The following is an 18,072-nucleotide window of genomic DNA, read 5'->3' on the forward strand; positions in this document are numbered from 1 at the left end:
ATGGTTTTTTTATGTTCTATATTATAGAAATTTATTTTTTTTCTTCAGCTTTTCCCTCTTCCTCTTTACTTGCGTCTTTAAACTCTTTAATGCCGCTTCCAAGACCTCTCATCATTTCAGGTATTTTTTTACCTCCAAATAACAACAAGATTAAAACTACTACTAAACCAATTTGCCAAGGGCCAATCGCTCCTAAAAATATGCTTAATGATATCATAATAACTGTATTTAAGGTGCAAAGTTAGTAATTAAAGTTTAATTATAGCGTTTAAAAGCTAATTTTAGCATATTGTTAAAGTGGTGAAGTTAAATTTTTATTTACTTTTGTTTTAAGATGAAATCAAATGCCTAAGAAGAAAAAGAAATCCAAAAAAATATCAAAGAAACTACTTCACAAGTATCGTTTAGTTATATTGAACGAAGAGACTTTTGAAGAAAGACTGGCTTTTAGACTCACACGTTTAAATGTATTTGTATTGCTAGGTGTTTCATCTATAGCATTAGTAGCTTTTACCATTTTGTTAATTGCTTTTACACCTTTAAGGGAATATATACCAGGTTATTCTTCAACAGCTTTAAAAAAGCAAGCAGTAGAGCTTAATTATAAAACCGATTCACTACAGCAAATTATTACGTACAACGATAAATACTACGCTTCTATAAGGAAAGTTTTAAAAGGAGAAGTAAGTGCTGTGCAGTTTAATAGAGATTCTATAATAGAAGCGGCCAAAATAGATGCAAGTGAAATAGATTTATCTGCAAGTAAAGCAGATTCTATTTTAAGAGAAAAAGTAGATAAGGAAGATAAATATAGCCTTTTCGAAACAGCAAAATCTAAAACCAATTTCGTGTTATTTCCACCTGTAAATGGAGAAATTAGCGAAGAATATAATGCAGAAGAGAAACATTTTGCTGTAGATATAGTGGTTGCTAAAAACACTCCTGTTAAAGCCACAGCAGATGGTACTGTCGTTTTTTCAGAATGGACTGCAGAAACAGGCTTTGTTATATTAATAGAGCACAGTTACGGATTATTATCAGTTTATAAGCATAATTCTACACTTACCAAAGAGCAAGGCGATTTAGTAAAAGCAGGCGAAGTAATTGCAACATCAGGAAATACTGGAGATTTTTCTACAGGGCCACATTTGCATTTCGAATTATGGAGTGATGGTTATTCTGTAAACCCAACCAATTTTATAGATTTTAAGAAATAGTGAAAAGAACAACTCAAGTATTAACAAGCGTTGTAATTATTTTAATATTTTTTTCGTGTAAAAGGGAAGAGGTAAATACTTTTAATAGTCAAATTACTTCACAAGAGCTTTTAAATAAAACTGAAGCGTTTAGCAGTGAAACAGTAGATTTATACAAGATTAATTATAAATCTAATGGTTTAAATATAGAAGGATTCATTGCAAAACCAGAACAACACAATACCAACACAAAATTACCTGCAATAATTTTTTGCAGAGGAGGGAATAAAGATTTTAGAGCAATAACCGAAAACAGTTATAAATACTTTAATTTTTTAGCATCGCAAGGTTATGTGGTGTTAGCTTCACAATTAAGAGGAAATAAACCCAGTGAAGGCATTGATGAGTTTGGAGGAAACGATGTAAACGATATTTTAAAACTAATTTCTATTGCAAAAGAATTAAACTTTGTAGAAGCAAAAAATATTCATATTTTAGGTTATTCCAGAGGAGGAATGAATGCTTATCAAGTTTCTAAATTAACAGATGACATTAATAGTATTGCTGTTGTTGGTGCACCAACAAATCTTTTTAAAGGCGCTAAATTTAGAAACGAAATGTATCATAAGGTTATGAAACCATTAATTGGAGATTCTATCCAGTTTCGGGAAGAATACATTAAAAGATCATCTGTATTTTGGCACGATAAAATAAACGAACCCATTTTAATTCTTCATGGAAGTAATGACTCTAAAGTTGTAGTCGATGAAGCACAACAAATTATAGATTCGTTAATAGTATCTAATAAACAAGATTTTAAATTTAAAATATTTGAAGGCGGAAACCACGGCCTATCAAACTATAACCAAGAAAGAAACGACTTGATTTTCAACTGGTTTAAAACACATAATAAATAATGTTATCATTAAAAGCAGCTTTAGCAAAACCGTTTGCAAAACGAGTATATAAAAAGGTTCAAAAATGGGCTAATAATCCGGTAGAAACTCAGGAGAAAGTCTTTAGAGATTTAATTAGTGGCGCCTCTCAAACTGCATTTGGAAAAGATCACGATTTTAATACAATAAAAACTCATAATGATTATGTAAAGCATGTTCCTATTCGGGATTACGAAGCATTAAAACCGTATGTTGAAAGAGTAGTTGCTGGAGAAGAAAATATTCTTTGGAAAGGGAAGCCGTTATATTTTGCAAAAACTTCGGGTACTACTTCTGGTGCAAAATATATTCCAATTACCGCCGAGAGTATGCCTAATCACGTAAACGCGGCAAGAAACGCAATCCTATTATACATTCATGAAACCGGAAACTCTAAGTTTGTAGATGGTAAAATGATTTTTTTACAAGGGAGCCCAATTCTAACAGAACAAAACGGAGTACAATTAGGAAGATTATCTGGTATTGTAGCGCATTATGTACCAAAATATCTTCAAAAAAACAGATTACCGTCATGGGAAACTAATTGTATTGAAGACTGGGAAACAAAAGTAGATGCTGTTGTAGATGAAACATTAAATCAAGACATGACTATTATTTCTGGTATTCCATCTTGGGTGCAAATGTATTTCGAAAAGCTTGAAAAGAGAACAGGTAAAAAAGTTGGTGATATTTTTAAAAACTTCAATTTATTTATTTTTGGAGGTGTTAATTACGAGCCTTATAGAGCAAAGTTCGAAAATTTAATAGGTCGAAAAGTAGATAGCATAGAGTTGTATCCTGCGAGCGAAGGATTCTTTGCTTTTCAAGATAAGCAAGACGAAAAAGGGATGTTGCTTCAGTTAAATTCTGGAATGTTTTACGAATTTATTTTAGCTGAAGAATTCTTTGAAGAAAATCCAAAACGAATTACTATAAAAGATGTTGAACTTGGAAAAAATTACGTTTTAATAATCTCTACAAATGCAGGATTATGGGCTTATAATGTTGGGGATACAGTTATGTTTACAAGTATAAAACCGTATCGCGTTATAGTTTCAGGTCGTATAAAACATTTTATTTCAGCCTTTGGAGAGCACGTTATTGGTAAAGAAGTAGAGCACGCATTAAAGGAAGCAACAGAAGACACATCGGTTAGAATAAACGAGTTTACGGTTGCACCTCAAATAAACCCAGAATCGGGCTTACCATATCACGAATGGTTTATAGAGTTTGAAAACGAACCAGAAAACATTTTTGCTTTAGCAGAAAAAATAGACCATGCTTTACAGAAACAAAACAGCTATTATTTTGATTTAATTGTTGGTAAGGTTCTACAACCTTTAAAAATTTCGGTAATTCAAAAAAATGGATTTCAAAATTACATGAAATCTATTGGTAAGTTAGGCGGACAAAATAAAATTCCACGTCTTGCAAACGATCGTAAAATTGCAGACGCTTTAAAAATAGAAATAATACTTAAATAATACTATCTTTGTAAGCTAAGGAAATTTAATGAGTAAGATAAAAAAACACGAAAGAACAAGAGCGCAGGAAAGCTCGAACGCAATTGAAAGAATGTACATTACGATGAGACATTTATTTAATCGTGGGTTTTATAAACCTATGGGAATTTCTGGTGAAACTTTACGAGAAGCTCTTTTGGTTTTAAGACCAGAAATTTATGGATCGATTGCTGATGAAAAAGCAGAATTAGAAGGTCTTCTATATGTTATAGATAGACTTCCAATAGGTATTGAAGAGTGTCGTTTTATTAACCTTACAAGTGATGAAGGTTATGGAGATTCTCATTTTGAAGCTATAATTCCACCTAAAAGAAGACGTAATTGCTACCGTATAGACGAGGAGCAAATGAATATAGAAATTACTAGAGGACGTAGTGAAATCTATGATATATTAACGCATTTAACATTTCTATTTGTTGAGTCTCATAAAATTCTTAAACGCGTAGTTATAGACGATAAAGGTGCTACAACCAGAGATTGGATTAAGTTAGAGGCTGCTGTTTTAAGTAAAAAGAAGCTTACTAAACAAGAGCGTGAAATAGCAATAACACATACAGCTAATATTTTAGGCCGCACTTTTAAAGAACTAAGTGATGTTTATAATGATTTTGCAACACCTAAGCACCCAGAACGTTTACTTGAAATTGTATACTGGTTAGGTAAATTAGCAATAGACGAGGTTATTAATAATAACAAACGTACCATTACATTTAGTCCGGTTTTACGAGAACGCTTAGGGCATCATATTCATGGAGAACGATGGGCTAATACAATAAAAGAAACACTTAAAGAAAACGGTTTATTATCAAGACCAATACATATTATTAGTGCGAATTTACATAGTGTTATGAACACGTTGTATGCTCCACAAGCTCTAAAAACATTAGCATCTAAAAAAGATATTTTTGATATTTATGAAGATTTAAGTAGCTCTGAAAACGAAAGCTTGCGTAATAAAGTAACACAAAAGGCGTTACAACAAGGCATGATATATATCAAGGATACCTCTGGAACAAATATAAATGTACAGATTTTTGATACAGCAAAACTAGACCTAAGTCTTACAGATTTGGGTATTAAAAAAGCTGATAAAAAAGGAGAGGAACCCGTACTTTTTGTAATGGATTATGCTTTTGGAGAACAAGCATACGAAACAATAGATGAGTTTTTAAAACCTTACGAAGAAGAAGAAGGTAAAACACACTTAAATATTGAATCTATTTCAATAATGGGAAAAGCCGGTATTTTAGAAGGCGGTAAGGGAGATATTATGATTCCTTCGGCACATATTTTTGAAGGTACTGCAGACAATTACCCATTTAAAAATGAGTTAAGTAAAGCCGATTTAGAAGGGCAAGGTGTTGATATTTATGAAGGTAGTATGATTTCTGTATTAGGAACATCGCTTCAAAATAAAGATATTTTAAAGTTCTTTTACAATTCTACATGGAATGTTATTGGCCTCGAAATGGAAGGAGCACATTATCAAAAAGCAATACAAGCAGCATCAAAAGTACGTGGTAGCATAAATCCCGACGTAAAAGTAAGATATGCTTATTATGCTAGTGATAATCCATTAGAAACAGGAGGTACATTAGCATCTGGAGGTTTAGGTACATCAGGTGTTAAGCCCACATACTTAATAACTAGAAAGATATTACAACAAATATTTAATTAATTACAGTAATATAAAAATATGAGTCAAGAATTACCATCGAATAAAAACACCAATGAAGAGGTAGATTTAATAGTGTTTTTTAATTTAATTGGAAACGGGATTAATAAGTTTTTCTTTTTTATAAAGTCTATATTTATTTTTATTTACGGATTATTCATTTCTACACTTAGAGAGATTTTTATAAACATTAAATTAGTAATAAGTATAGCAGTTTTAGCACTAATAGTAGGTTTTGGTTTAGATTCTCAAAAAGAAAAAGTGTTTTACTCTGAAATGTTTGTAGTCCCAAAATTCCAATCTAAATATGAATTAATTAATAATATAAGTTATTATAATTCTTTAATTAGTGTTAAGGATGTTGATGAATTATCCAATCAATTTAATATAAACGAAAAAGAAGCACAATCTCTTATTAATTTTGAAGTTGAAATAGGACCAGAATCTAAAAATGAGCAATTGGAAAGCTTTAATGGATTTTTAAAAACATTAGACAGTGTAACAAAAACAAAAATTACTTTTGAAGACTATTTAGAAAATAGAAACTTATACACGGCTAATATATTTTTATTAAGAGCTCGTTCTAAGAATTATAAGATTTTTAAAAAATTAGAACAAGGGCTTTCAAAGTCTATAAATAATGAGTTTTCTAATTCAGAAAAGAAAAAGAGAGATTCCGTTTTGGTCATAGAAAAAGAAAGTTTAGAGCACACTTTAACAGAAGTAAGAATCATGAAAAATACTTACTTAGATATTTTACAAAAAGAATCTGAGAAAAACACAGTATCTTCTAATTTAGCTAATACATTAGGTTTTCAAGTTGAGAAAACAGAAACAAAAGAAGATCAATTATTGGCTAAAGAGATTGCTATTTTAGATAAATTAAACACTATAAAAAAAGAATTAGTAGTTAACGATGAGATTTTTTCTAAAATATCCTCATTCAAAGAAAAAGGTCTACTAGAAGATATTTGGTATAGAAAATTTAAAATAATAGTACCGTTTTTAGCATTATTGATCTTAGCTTTGACAACTTCAATATTCAAATTCTATAAGCACGTAATTAACTATAAATAGTTATTAAAAACAAGTATTTTATAAATGAAAGAGATTAATAAACCAGAGTTAAAACCAGATAATGAAGAAATAGATTTAATTGTATTTTTTAATCTTATTGGAAACATATTAGATAAAATCTATATGTTTTTTGCTTCTACAGTTAAAATTATTTTTGCATTTATTATTAGTACTATTAAGATTGTAGTAAATGGCTGGAAAATAATTTTAGGAGTATTATTAGTCGCTTACTTAGCTGGTTATTTTTTAGAGAAATCTAAAAAAGACATATATACTTCAGATATGTTGGTAAGACCATATTCAGGTTCTAAATTTCAGTTGGTTACTAATATTGGGTATTATAATGCATTAATCGAAAGTAAAGATTATAAGTCTTTATCAAGGATTTTTAATAAAGGAAACGACAGTGTTGATGTTAGGTCTTTATTAAATTTTAAAATAGAACCAGGACCAGAAACTGAAAATGATAGAATTTTACAGTATCAAGGTTTTGCAAAACAACTAGATTCTTTTTCTCTTAAAAGAACGTCTTATGATGACTTTATTGAAAACAGAAGTATCTTCTCGGGAGATTTATTTTTAATTACAGTTAATTCAACAAAAAAAGATGTTTTTAAAGACTTAGAAGATGGTATTAGTGTTGCTTTTAATACAGATTACTCTAACACTAAGCGTAAAAGAGATTCTACATATTACGAGCTTGAAAAAGAGAATATTTATGCTGCTTTAAGAAGAGTAAACGAGTTGCAAACAATCTATATAGATGTTTTGCAAAAAGACGCAAAAAACACAACATCAAGTTTTAAAGTCGGAGAATTACCATTTACTCAAGAAAAAGCAGATACAAAAGAATATGAACTTTTAACAAAAGAGCTTAATTTAAGAAACGAACTTAGAAGATTAGAAGAAAAGCGAATAACTCAAGATGTTATAGCAGATATAATTTCTAGTTTTCAACAAGTTGGAAATAAAGTTAAGGTTTGGTACAAAAGTTATACAGTTGTTTTCCCTACTTTGGCATTATTGTTACTTGCTTTATTTTATTTAATAATGAGAATAGTAATATTTGTAAATAGATATGAAGAGTAAATATATATTAATTACTGGAGGTGCTGGTTTTATAGGCTCTAATTTTATTCCTTATTTGTTAGAAAATAACAAATTTTTAAAAATCGTTAATTTAGATAAGTTAACTTATGCTGGAGATATTTTAAATTTAGAAGAGGTATCAAATAATAGTAATTACACTTTTGTTCAAGGAGATATTTGCAATAGATCTTTAATAGAGTCACTATTTAAAAAATATAATTTTCAAGGTGTTATACATTTTGCAGCAGAATCTCATGTAGATAACTCAATTAAAAACCCAGGAGCTTTTGTAGATACTAACATTACAGGTACCTTTAATTTAGTTGACGTAGCAAAACAATACTGGATGGATGGACCTAACCAAGTAAAAATAGAATTTAAAGAAGCAAGATTTCATCACATTTCTACAGATGAGGTTTATGGAACACTTGGAGAAGCTGGTTTATTTACAGAGGAAACTCCATATGCACCAAACAGTCCGTATAGCGCATCAAAAGCAGCCTCAGATTTTATTATTCGCAGTTATTTTCATACTTATGGTATGAATGTGGTTACAACTAATTGCTCTAATAATTATGGACCTAAACAACATGATGAAAAATTAATACCTACTATTATTAGAAAAGCTATCTCCGGAGAAAATATACCAATTTATGGAGATGGGAAAAATATTAGAGACTGGTTGTATGTTTTAGACCATTGTAAAGGCATAGAATTAGTATATAAAAATGGTCGTATAGGAGAAACATATAATATTGGTGGTAGAAACGAAAGAGATAATTTACATATTGTAAATACTATTTGTGAAATTTTAGACAAAGTACAACCGTCTAAAAACTCATATAAAAAGCAAATTACTTTCGTGACAGATAGACCTGGACATGATTTTAGATATGCCATAGATGCCAATAAAATAGAAAGAGAACTAAGCTGGAGAGCCGATGAAAATTTTGAGTCTGGCATTAGAAAAACAATAGACTGGTATCTAAATAAATATAACACATGAAAGGAATAATATTGGCAGGAGGATCAGGAACACGTTTACATCCATTAACATTGGCGGTAAGCAAACAGTTGATGCCTATTTATGATAAGCCAATGATCTATTATCCTTTATCTACATTAATGTGGTCTGGAATAAAAGATATTTTAATAATTTCTACTCCACATGACTTACCATTGTTTCAAGCTTTACTAGGAGATGGTAAGAAATTTGGGTGTAATTTTGAATATGCTATACAGGAAGCCCCAAATGGACTAGCAGAAGCATTTATTATAGGATCAGATTTTATAGGAAATGATAAAGTTGCTCTTATTCTTGGAGACAATATATTCTATGGTACAGGTTTAGAAAAGCTACTACAGGAAAATAATAATCCAGAAGGAGGTATTATTTATGCTTACCATGTACACGATCCAGAACGTTATGGTGTGGCAGAGTTTGATAACAATGGGAAAGTAATTTCTATTGAAGAGAAACCAGAGAATCCAAAATCTAATTTTGCAGTTCCTGGCATTTACTTCTATGATAATGAAGTTGTAAGTATTGCTAAAAACATTAAACCTAGTCAAAGAGGAGAGTTAGAAATAACAGACATTAATAAAGAGTATTTAAAGCAAGGAAAATTAAAAGTAAGCGTATTAGATAAAGGAACGGCTTGGTTAGATACAGGTACGTTTAAATCGTTAATGCAAGCATCACAATTTGTCCAAGTAATTGAAGAAAGACAGGGTTTAAAAATAGGAGCTATTGAAGAGGTTGCTTATAGAATGGGTTATATTAATAGATATCAATTAGAAGAGCTTATTAAGCCATTAATTAAAAGTGGTTATGGCAAACATCTACTTAGTATTTTAGAACACTAAATCAAGAGTTAAATGAATGTTTTAGAAACTAAATTAAAAGGCTGTTTTGTAATAGAACCTAAAATTTTTGAAGATAAAAGAGGTTATTTTTTCGAAAGTTTTAATTTGAAGCAATTTCAAAAACTTACGAAATCTAATACTGTTTTTATTCAAGATAACGAATCTTATTCTACTAAAGGAGTTTTAAGAGGCTTACACTACCAAACAGGTAAATACGCACAAGCAAAATTAGTTCGTGTTGTAAAAGGTAAAGTTTTAGATGTTGCCGTAGATTTAAGAAGAAATTCTAAAACATATGGAGAGCACTTTTCGATAGAACTTTCTGAAGAAAATAAAAAGCAATTATTCGTGCCTAGAGGTTTTGCACATGGTTTTATTGTGTTAAGCGACACCGCTATCTTTTCTTATAAATGTGATAATTATTATAATAAAGATTCAGAAGAAGGTGTTATTTATAATGATGTAGATTTAAATATAGATTGGAAACTACCTGAAAATGAACTTATAGTTTCTGAAAAAGATATAATATTACCAACACTTAATAATGCTGTTTTACCATGAAAACTAAAATTCTTGTAACTGGAGCAGATGGACAGTTAGCCAAAACAATAAAAGAGCTTTACGTTAAAAACAGCGATAACCTTCAGTTTGATTTTGTTAATAAAAAGGAATTAGATATCACTAATTTTAAAGAAGTCTCTACTTTTTTTTCTAAAAATGAGTTTGATTATTGCATTAATTGCGCTGCATATACAAATGTAGAGCAAGCGGAAGAATCTACAGAACTGGCTTTCAAAATTAATGCAGAAGCGGTAAAGCACTTAGCAACAGTATGTAATGAAAAGAATATTATACTTTTTCATATTTCTACAGATTATGTCTTTGATGGTAAAAAAAATACACCTTATAGTGAAACCGACATAACTAACCCAATTAATCAATACGGTAAGTCCAAATTAAAAGGAGAACAGTATATAAAAGAGATTCTTAAAGAGCACTATATTATTAGAACTTCTTGGTTATATTCCAGTTTTGGGAAGAATTTTGTAAAAACTATTGCAAATAAAGTTAAGGAGAATGCAGATTTAAAAGTTACGACTTCAGAAACAGGAACACCAACCAGTTGTATTGATTTAGCTAAAGTAATTTATGAGTTAATAACAGTAAAAAAAGTGCCTTATGGAACCTATCATTTTAGTAACGAAGGAGAAGGGTCTTGGTTTGATTTTGCAAAACAAATTGCTATTCAATTTAAAGAGTATAATTTAAATCAATTACAATCAGTTGATTTTTTTAAAACAAAAGCACTTAGACCAAAATATAGTGTTTTGTCTAAAAATAAAATTAAACTTCATTTAAAAGAACCCATTAAAAAATGGGAGAAAAGTGTTGTAGAGATTTTATCAGGTAAGTCATTATTAAACAAATAATATGCTTAAAAGTAAGAACTTTTTTTTATTCTTTTAAAAATAGTACTTTTGCTGCCAAATAGATCTAAGTATTTAATATTTATAGATTTAAATTTAGACCATATATAGATGAATAATAAAATAGCCATTATTGGACTTGGATACGTTGGGTTACCTTTAGCTGTAGAGTTTGCTAAAAAGCATAATGTAGTAGGTTTTGATATTAATAAGAAAAGAGTTGAAGAGTTAAACTCTGGACACGACAGTACATTAGAGGTTTCAGATACAAATTTAAAAGCAGTTTTTAAGAAAGACGAAAAAGGACTTTTAATAAGCTTTGATGCTCATGAAATTGCAGACTGTAATGTTTATATCGTGACTGTTCCAACTCCAGTTGATAAAAACAATAGACCTATTTTAACTCCTTTAGTCAAATCTTCAGAAACAATCGGTAAGGTTTTAAAAAAAGGAGATATCGTTATTTATGAATCTACTGTCTATCCAGGAGTTACGGAAGACGAATGTGTTCCAATTTTAGAGAAAACAAGCGGACTTAAGTTTAATATAGATTTCTTTTGTGGTTATTCTCCAGAGCGTATTAATCCAGGAGATAAAACACATACTGTTGCAAATATTAAAAAAGTAACCTCAGGGTCTACTCCAGAAATAGGTGTGGTTGTTAACAATTTATATGCTTCTATTATTACTGCAGGTACGCATTTAGCACCTACAATTAAAGTAGCCGAGGCTGCTAAAGTAATAGAAAATGCACAAAGAGATATTAATATTGCTTTTGTTAACGAATTAGCTAAAATTTTTAACAAATTAGATATAGATACACACGCCGTCTTAGAAGCAGCTGCTACAAAATGGAATTTCTTACCATTTAAACCGGGTTTGGTTGGAGGACATTGTATTGGTGTTGATCCTTATTATTTAGCTCAAAAGGCGCAAGAAGTTGGGTATCATCCTGAAATTATTTTAGCAGGAAGACGATTAAATGATTCAATGGGAGAATTTGTAGCCACAGAAGTTTTAAAGCTGATGGTTCAAAATTCAATAACAGTAAAAGATGCTAAAGTCTTAATGTTAGGTATTACTTTTAAAGAAAACTGCCCAGACATTAGAAACACTAAAGCTATTGATGTTTATACTGCTTTAGAATCTTTTAATATGAGCGTAGATGTTTACGATCCTTGGGCCAACGAAGCAGAAGTTAAACATGAATATGGTATAGGTACTATTTCTGAAATTACAGAAACTTACGATGCTATAATTCACGTTGTTTCTCACGACAAGTTTGCAAATATAGATCTGCAATCTTTAAAAAATAAAAATTCTATAATTTATGATGTAAAAGGTAACTTATCATCTAAACTAGTTAATAAAAGATTATAATGTACGCAAATAAATATCACGATAAAGAATTAAACAATTACTCCTTTTTAATAACAGGTGGTGCTGGTTTTATAGGATCTAATTTAGTAGAGTACTTACTTAAATATAACGCTAAGAGAGTTGTTATTTTAGATAACTTTTCTAATGGTCATAAAAAAAATATAGAAGCGTTTTTAGAAGACTCAAGATGTGAACTTCTTGAAGGAGATATTAGAGATTTAGAGACGTGTAAAAAAGCAATGATAGATGTTGACTATGTTTTACATCAAGCAGCTTTAGGATCAGTTCCAAGATCTATTGGAGACCCATTAACGTCTAATGAAGTAAATGTAAACGGTTTTTTAAATATTATACATGCAGCAAAAGAGTCTAAAACTGTAAAAAAAATGGTTTATGCTGCCTCTTCTAGTACTTATGGAGATAGTAAAGCATTACCTAAAGTTGAAGATGTTATTGGTAAACCGTTATCGCCCTACGCTATTACAAAATATGTAAATGAATTGTATGCAGATATATACTCTTCAACTTACGATTTTCATACTGTAGGTTTAAGATATTTTAATGTATTTGGGCCTAAACAGGATCCTAACGGAGCTTATGCAGCCGTTATACCTCTTTTTATGGATGCTGCTGTTAAGGGTGGACCTATCAACATTAATGGTGATGGAGGACAAACAAGAGACTTTACTTTTATAGAAAATGTAGTTCAAGCTAACATTAAATCTATATTTTCTAGTTTGGATAAGCATGAAGTATTTAATGTTGCAGTAGGAGACAGAATAAATATTAATGGATTATGTGAGTCTATTAAAAAGTTAGCAAACTCAAGTAATGATGTTAATTATGGTCCAAATCGAGCTGGAGATGTAAGAGATTCATTAGCCGATGTTAGTAAAGCTAAAAAATTAATAGGATACAATCCTAAATATAAATTTCAAGATGGTTTAAAAATCACTTTTGATTGGTTTATAAAAAACAAAGACTTTCTGTCATTGGAAAAGTAATCTTTTATGATTTTTTCTAAAATTAAACAATTAAGAGACCCAGCAAATTTACTTTTTTTGCTGGTTTTTTTTCCTATATTACCTTTTGGTATATCATCTATAACTTTGATGTTATTTGTGTTTTTATCCTTAGTATTTAATTATAAAAATATAAAAGAAAACTATAATAGGGGAGCTTTTAAGCCTTTTATAACACACACACTGTTTTTTATTATATTAGTTTGTTCTTTATTTTACACTACTAATTTTAATAAAGGTGTAGAAGAAATTAAAAGAATACTACCATTGTTCATTTTGCCTTTTATTTTATTTTTTTGTTATAAAGATCAAATTAAAAAGAATATCCCAGTTATATTAAATTTGTTTGTTTTTGCAAATTTTTTATACATTATATATTTATATAATTTCATTGTTTTTAAACTCTCTCCATACAAAGAGTTTGGTTTTAGACATGAAATTTATCCTATTAAGTTTATAAAATCCTTCTTCATCCCTTTTAATAAAATTTTATTGAAGGCTATACATGTTGATTACCAACCACCATATTTAATTTTTCATAAAGCTTACATGTCTATGTTTGTTTTGTTTTCTATATTTATTTTAGTTCATCAGTTCACAAAAACTAATAAAAAAGTAATTAAGCTAATATATACGCTGTTAATAATGCTTTTTTTGATTGTTATTTTTCATTGGTTTTCAATGCCAAATATATTTGTATTAGGACTTGTTTCTTTTTTAGGCATTATAAAAGCTTTAAAGCTATTGAAATATAAAATAATTTTTATTTCAATATTATTAGCTTGTTCGTTCTTTTTTTTAAAGATTCCAGTTGTTAAAAATGTAATAAACACTAATGCTATTGTAAATACCAATTATAAGCAGTTATATCAATTTGTTAAAGGTAGTTTTAGTGACTCTAATACTAATTTAGTAGGTAGAGCAGCAATTAATTATTGTAATGTAAAATTAATTAAAGAAAAACCTTTAACTGGTTATGGTGTAGGTGCTGCTAATAGCAATCTTCTAAAGTGTTATGAAGAAAAGGATTATAAAGCCGAATTTAATGGAAAACTCAATAGTCATAACTACTATTTTCATATATACCTTTCTGCAGGCCTATTAGCGCTTACAGCCTTTTTATTTTTAATTATAGATTCGGTTATTATGTCAATATCCAGAACTAGTCTTTTATATTTGTCTTTTTTAATAATTATAATTGTAAATATGGGATTTGAAAATATTTTATTCCGTTCTCATGGGATTCTATTTTTTTCAATCTTCAATTCATTACTTTATCTTTTCGTTAAAAAAGAAAATTTAAATTATTATAAATGGAAATAGTCTTTTTATTATACAGTTTTATTTTAAAAATAAGTATACTTCTATTTGTTTTTATCTTTGGTTACTTAAAAAGAAGTAGTTATTTAATAAGTAATACAAAATTTATATTCTTATTTGTTTTGCATTTTGCAATGTGTATAATTAGTTGGATGTTATCTAGGGAGTCTAGTGATGCAATAACATATTATAATACTGCTTTGGCTAGCTCTAGTTGGCTCTCTTTGTTTGGTACAGGTGCGAGTTTTATTAAATTTTTAATATACCCTTTTGTAAAATATTTAAAATTTGATTTTCTACTATTATTTATTCTTTTTTCATCTATTTCTTTTTACGGATTCTTAATCTTTAATAAGATTTTAATGAAATTAAAGTCTGATAAGCCTATCTCTATATTTGGTATAAAAGCATCTAACTTAATATTATTTTTACCTGGATTTCATTTATGGACAACTCCAATGGGTAAGGACAGTTTAACTTTGTATTTAACAATGGCACTCTTTTATAGATTTCTGTTTCCGATAAAGCAAAAATTTATAAGTATTATAATTATAATAGTTGGCTTATTTTTTATAAGATTCTATATAATAGTATATTTAATTTTGGGTTTTGCTTTATACCAAACAATCAATGCTTTAAAAAAAACTAAACATTTTTTGTGGTTTTTAGCTTCTTTTGTAGTTGTTTCAAGTATATATCTTATTGCAAAATTTAAGTTTAATATTGATTTATTTGATTACTTAGAAGATAAGCTTAATTTCATAACAAGATACGCGGTAAAAAAGATTGAATTAGGTTCTTATATAAACCCTAAGGAGTATAATATCTTTCAAAAGATAGTTATTTATTTGTTTGGCCCTGATTTAATTTCCGCAGAAAACTCAATTCAAAGGTATGTTGCTTTAGAAAATATAGTATTACTATTAATAATAATTAAAGGAGTTTTTTCTTTTTCTTTCAAGCAAGTTTTTCAAAATGCAACTATAACTGTTTTGTTTTTTTATAGTAGCATATTTTTGTGTGTTAATGCTTATTTTATTTACAACTTAGGTTTGGCAAACAGGCAGAAATTCATGATTATACCGGTAATAATGATTATAATCTTTTACATTAATTTTAAAAAACAAAGTTCTAGGCTTAATGAGCATTAATAAAGATTCAAACCTTATAAAAGATATTAATAATAAAACCAAAAAAGGATTTAAATGGATTTTAATTATTAACATCTTAGCTGCGCCTATACAATTTTTAATTAGTTTAATGTTAGGTAGAGTTTCTCCAGAGCTTTTAGGTAAATATGGTTTTCTAGAAATACTATTAAATTTAGTAATTACGGTAGGGATGTTTGGAGGCCCTAATTTAATGATAAGATATATTCCATCTATTAGTAAGGAGAATGTTGCTTTATTTATTTCAAAATATATTAAATACTCTTTTTTACTTTTAATAAGTATTTTTATATTATTTGGATTACTAAATCAACTTTCTTTCTTTGATTTAGAGTTTTTATTAGGAAAAAGCACACCACCATTACATTTTGTTAAATGGATTGTATTGTGGTCTGTTTTATATTTATTGTATTATATACTAAACAGTAGTCAAAGTGCACTGTTAAGGCTTAAAGACTTTGCTATAGCCTCTAAAATGTACTTTTTTATAATGTTTATAATGCTTATTGTTTTTTACTTCTATGGAGTTAGAAGTTGGGAGTTAATCTTTTTTAGTTCTATTATAGCAATTATTTTTTCTATAGTTTTTATTTTAAAAAAGAATAGTAAGGATTTTATTGTTTTTAAAACAAAGGAATATAAGTTTCCTAAAGGTTTTTGGAGGTACTCGGTTTTAATGTATATATCTACATTTTTAACCTTTTTATACGAGAAATTAGACCAAATTATTATTTTATTTGTTTACGATCTAAAGTATTTAGGTATTTATTTTGGTATAATGAAAATTGCTTTTATTTCTAAAATGATTCCTCAAATAATTAATAGAGGTTTAATATCTAGTCTTTCTAGTTTAATTCAAATAAATGCTTTAGATGAAATTAAGGCATATTATAATAAGATTATAAATGCTAATTATTTAATATGTGCTTTAATTTCTATTGTTACTATTTTATTTAGTGATTTAATTCTAAATCTGTTTGGATCTACATTTAGTGATTACCGCCTTTTGCTATTGTTGTTTGTTATAACAGCATTTATCGATTTTTATGACACATTAAATGTAAATATTTTAATAGTTAAAGGGGAGGATAAAAAAGTATTGACAAATACTATTTTAAAGAATATTACTTTTCTTATTAGTGTATTTATATTACTACCAATATTTGATTTAGAGGGATTAGTTTTAGCAAGAATTATATCTTTAATATTTGGTGTTGTTTATACGAAATATTCATTAAATAGAGTAAATTACTATTTTGTGCTTCCTATAAAAACTTTATTTATTATTTTATTGATTGTACTTGTGTATTACTCAGGTAATTTCAATATTTTTATTGAAACCTTATCCGGTATTATAGCTATTGCAATTATATTAGTTTTTAATAAGGTAGAATTATTAAATATTATCAAAAAAACAAAAATTTGGAAATAAGTGTTGTAATAATCGGTAGAAATTGTGAGAAATTATTAACTAAAAACTACATCAATAGACCACATACAGAGTTGTCTTTTGCAAAAGAAATAATTTATGTAGATTCTAATTCACAAGATAATAGTATTAATATAGCAAAACAATTAAATTGGAAAGTGATAAGTCTATCACCAGCAAGTAGATTGTCTGCTGCAGCTGGTAGAAATATTGGCGCCAAGTATGCTGTTGGAGATTATATCTTGTTTATGGATTGTGACATGGTCTTAAACTTGAAAGAGAATATTACAATTAATGGATTAATAGAAAAGCATATTAAAGGAACCACAGTAGGTATAGGAGGTCTTACATTAGATATTTTTGAAAATGGAGACGAGCGTTTGAGGTTAAAAAGAAATAATGATGGAGAAAAATCAGATACTTTTGGTGGATTTGTACTCCTAAGTAGAAAAGCATTATTAGAAATTGGGAATTGGAACCCAAATGTAATAGCTAACGAAGAAAACGAATTGTACGCACGGTTATTAAAAAACAACTATAATGTAGTTTTATCAAGAGAAATGCATAATGAGCATTATACAGATAATCCAAAATTATCTATTCAATTATTAAACTTATACTTACCATTAACATCTAAAGCAAAAAAATTTTACGGAGCACCAGGTATGGGATTAAAATCAGCTATAAAGCATGGTTCTGCATTTCAATATTTATATTACTTTAATAGCGAAACAATACTAAGTTTTATTATTTTCCTTTTGTCTATTGTTACATTACTTATAAAAGTATCTTTAGTTTTTAAGTTTTTAATAATTTTATTTTTATTGTTTTTTTTAATTTTTTGGACACTTAAAAAACGTAGTATATTTTTTCTTTTACTATGCCCATCATATTTTATGCAATTAGTTATTGGATATTTTAGGTACGAAGACAAAGAAGTAATTTATAAAGTTTTAAATTAATT

At 28.3% G+C, this 18,072-nt stretch carries 17 protein-coding genes; 16 read left to right on the forward strand and 1 reads right to left on the reverse strand.

The window, feature by feature from the left end; genetic code table 11:
- Positions 1-31 precede the first annotated feature (31 nt).
- Positions 32-217 (reverse strand): twin-arginine translocase TatA/TatE family subunit, encoded by a 186-nt coding sequence (gene tatA, locus ASC41_RS08440; protein ID WP_055436204.1) that lies wholly within the window; start codon positions 215-217, stop codon positions 32-34.
- Between the two features lie 127 nt (positions 218-344).
- On the opposite strand from tatA, the gene ASC41_RS08445 reads away from it, so the two are divergent.
- The 16 genes from ASC41_RS08445 to ASC41_RS08520 all read left to right on the forward strand — a co-directional run bounded on the left by ASC41_RS08445 (position 345) and on the right by ASC41_RS08520 (position 18,070).
- Positions 345-1,217 carry a M23 family metallopeptidase gene (locus tag ASC41_RS08445; protein WP_055436205.1) on the forward strand — a complete coding sequence of 291 codons (873 nt, stop codon included), beginning with the start codon at positions 345-347 and terminating at the stop codon, positions 1,215-1,217.
- Positions 1,217-2,113, forward strand: coding sequence for an alpha/beta hydrolase family protein (locus tag ASC41_RS08450; RefSeq protein ID WP_055436206.1), 897 nt, complete (start codon positions 1,217-1,219; stop codon positions 2,111-2,113). The genes ASC41_RS08445 and ASC41_RS08450 overlap by 1 nt, the downstream gene beginning before the upstream one ends.
- Positions 2,113-3,615 (forward strand): GH3 auxin-responsive promoter family protein, encoded by a 1,503-nt coding sequence (locus ASC41_RS08455; protein WP_055436207.1) that lies wholly within the window; start codon positions 2,113-2,115, stop codon positions 3,613-3,615. Before ASC41_RS08450 ends, ASC41_RS08455 begins: the two co-directional genes overlap by 1 nt.
- Positions 3,616-3,643: 28 nt before the next feature.
- Positions 3,644-5,332 carry a DUF6909 family protein gene (locus ASC41_RS08460; RefSeq protein WP_055436208.1) on the forward strand — a complete coding sequence of 563 codons (1,689 nt, stop codon included), beginning with the start codon at positions 3,644-3,646 and terminating at the stop codon, positions 5,330-5,332.
- Between the two features lie 18 nt (positions 5,333-5,350).
- On the forward strand, positions 5,351-6,406 hold the full coding sequence (locus tag ASC41_RS08465; protein WP_055436209.1) for a hypothetical protein: 1,056 nt from the start codon (positions 5,351-5,353) through the stop codon (positions 6,404-6,406).
- Between the two features lie 24 nt (positions 6,407-6,430).
- Positions 6,431-7,495, forward strand: coding sequence for a hypothetical protein (locus tag ASC41_RS08470; RefSeq protein WP_055436210.1), 1,065 nt, complete (start codon positions 6,431-6,433; stop codon positions 7,493-7,495).
- A complete protein-coding gene (rfbB, locus tag ASC41_RS08475; RefSeq protein WP_055436211.1) occupies positions 7,485-8,501 on the forward strand; it encodes a dTDP-glucose 4,6-dehydratase in 1,017 nt (338 codons plus the stop codon). Before ASC41_RS08470 ends, rfbB begins: the two co-directional genes overlap by 11 nt.
- Complete coding sequence (rfbA, locus tag ASC41_RS08480) at positions 8,498-9,361, forward strand: glucose-1-phosphate thymidylyltransferase RfbA (RefSeq protein WP_055436212.1); 864 nt, start codon at positions 8,498-8,500, stop codon at positions 9,359-9,361. Before rfbB ends, rfbA begins: the two co-directional genes overlap by 4 nt.
- 12 nt (positions 9,362-9,373) lie before the next feature.
- Positions 9,374-9,922, forward strand: coding sequence for a dTDP-4-dehydrorhamnose 3,5-epimerase (rfbC, locus tag ASC41_RS08485; RefSeq protein ID WP_055436213.1), 549 nt, complete (start codon positions 9,374-9,376; stop codon positions 9,920-9,922).
- Positions 9,919-10,791 (forward strand): dTDP-4-dehydrorhamnose reductase, encoded by an 873-nt coding sequence (rfbD, locus tag ASC41_RS08490; protein ID WP_055436214.1) that lies wholly within the window; start codon positions 9,919-9,921, stop codon positions 10,789-10,791. The genes rfbC and rfbD overlap by 4 nt, the downstream gene beginning before the upstream one ends.
- Before the next feature lie 108 nt (positions 10,792-10,899).
- Positions 10,900-12,168: a nucleotide sugar dehydrogenase gene (locus tag ASC41_RS08495; RefSeq protein WP_055436215.1), complete on the forward strand. Its 1,269-nt coding sequence runs from the start codon at positions 10,900-10,902 to the stop codon at positions 12,166-12,168.
- Positions 12,168-13,172 carry an SDR family oxidoreductase gene (locus tag ASC41_RS08500; protein ID WP_055436216.1) on the forward strand — a complete coding sequence of 335 codons (1,005 nt, stop codon included), beginning with the start codon at positions 12,168-12,170 and terminating at the stop codon, positions 13,170-13,172. Before ASC41_RS08495 ends, ASC41_RS08500 begins: the two co-directional genes overlap by 1 nt.
- A gap of 6 nt (positions 13,173-13,178) precedes the next feature.
- On the forward strand, positions 13,179-14,513 hold the full coding sequence (locus ASC41_RS08505; protein ID WP_055436217.1) for an O-antigen ligase family protein: 1,335 nt from the start codon (positions 13,179-13,181) through the stop codon (positions 14,511-14,513).
- Between the two features lie 599 nt (positions 14,514-15,112).
- The gene (locus ASC41_RS16795) at positions 15,113-15,661 is read left to right on the forward strand and encodes a hypothetical protein (protein ID WP_152971444.1); all 549 of its coding nucleotides are present in this window, start codon (positions 15,113-15,115) and stop codon (positions 15,659-15,661) included.
- Complete coding sequence (locus ASC41_RS08515) at positions 15,651-17,111, forward strand: lipopolysaccharide biosynthesis protein (RefSeq protein ID WP_055436219.1); 1,461 nt, start codon at positions 15,651-15,653, stop codon at positions 17,109-17,111. Before ASC41_RS16795 ends, ASC41_RS08515 begins: the two co-directional genes overlap by 11 nt.
- Positions 17,102-18,070 carry a glycosyltransferase gene (locus tag ASC41_RS08520; RefSeq protein WP_055436220.1) on the forward strand — a complete coding sequence of 323 codons (969 nt, stop codon included), beginning with the start codon at positions 17,102-17,104 and terminating at the stop codon, positions 18,068-18,070. Before ASC41_RS08515 ends, ASC41_RS08520 begins: the two co-directional genes overlap by 10 nt.
- Positions 18,071-18,072 lie beyond the last annotated feature (2 nt).

The sequence above is a fragment of the Lacinutrix algicola genome, from assembly GCF_001418085.1.
In the GTDB taxonomy this organism is placed as follows: domain Bacteria; phylum Bacteroidota; class Bacteroidia; order Flavobacteriales; family Flavobacteriaceae; genus Lacinutrix; species Lacinutrix algicola.

Bases quoted from the DNA above. Each gene is read 5' to 3' on its own strand.
- tatA (WP_055436204.1), bottom strand. From the start codon at position 217: ATGATATCATTAAGCATATTTTTAGGAGCGATTGGCCCTTGGCAAATT.
- ASC41_RS08445 (WP_055436205.1), top strand. From the start codon at position 345: ATGCCTAAGAAGAAAAAGAAATCCAAAAAAATATCAAAGAAACTACTT.
- ASC41_RS08455 (WP_055436207.1), top strand. From the start codon at position 2,113: ATGTTATCATTAAAAGCAGCTTTAGCAAAACCGTTTGCAAAACGAGTA.
- ASC41_RS08460 (WP_055436208.1), top strand. From the start codon at position 3,644: ATGAGTAAGATAAAAAAACACGAAAGAACAAGAGCGCAGGAAAGCTCG.
- ASC41_RS08465 (WP_055436209.1), top strand. From the start codon at position 5,351: ATGAGTCAAGAATTACCATCGAATAAAAACACCAATGAAGAGGTAGAT.
- ASC41_RS08470 (WP_055436210.1), top strand. From the start codon at position 6,431: ATGAAAGAGATTAATAAACCAGAGTTAAAACCAGATAATGAAGAAATA.
- rfbB (WP_055436211.1), top strand. From the start codon at position 7,485: ATGAAGAGTAAATATATATTAATTACTGGAGGTGCTGGTTTTATAGGC.
- rfbA (WP_055436212.1), top strand. From the start codon at position 8,498: ATGAAAGGAATAATATTGGCAGGAGGATCAGGAACACGTTTACATCCA.
- rfbC (WP_055436213.1), top strand. From the start codon at position 9,374: ATGAATGTTTTAGAAACTAAATTAAAAGGCTGTTTTGTAATAGAACCT.
- rfbD (WP_055436214.1), top strand. From the start codon at position 9,919: ATGAAAACTAAAATTCTTGTAACTGGAGCAGATGGACAGTTAGCCAAA.
- ASC41_RS08495 (WP_055436215.1), top strand. From the start codon at position 10,900: ATGAATAATAAAATAGCCATTATTGGACTTGGATACGTTGGGTTACCT.
- ASC41_RS08500 (WP_055436216.1), top strand. From the start codon at position 12,168: ATGTACGCAAATAAATATCACGATAAAGAATTAAACAATTACTCCTTT.
- ASC41_RS08505 (WP_055436217.1), top strand. From the start codon at position 13,179: ATGATTTTTTCTAAAATTAAACAATTAAGAGACCCAGCAAATTTACTT.
- ASC41_RS08515 (WP_055436219.1), top strand. From the start codon at position 15,651: ATGAGCATTAATAAAGATTCAAACCTTATAAAAGATATTAATAATAAA.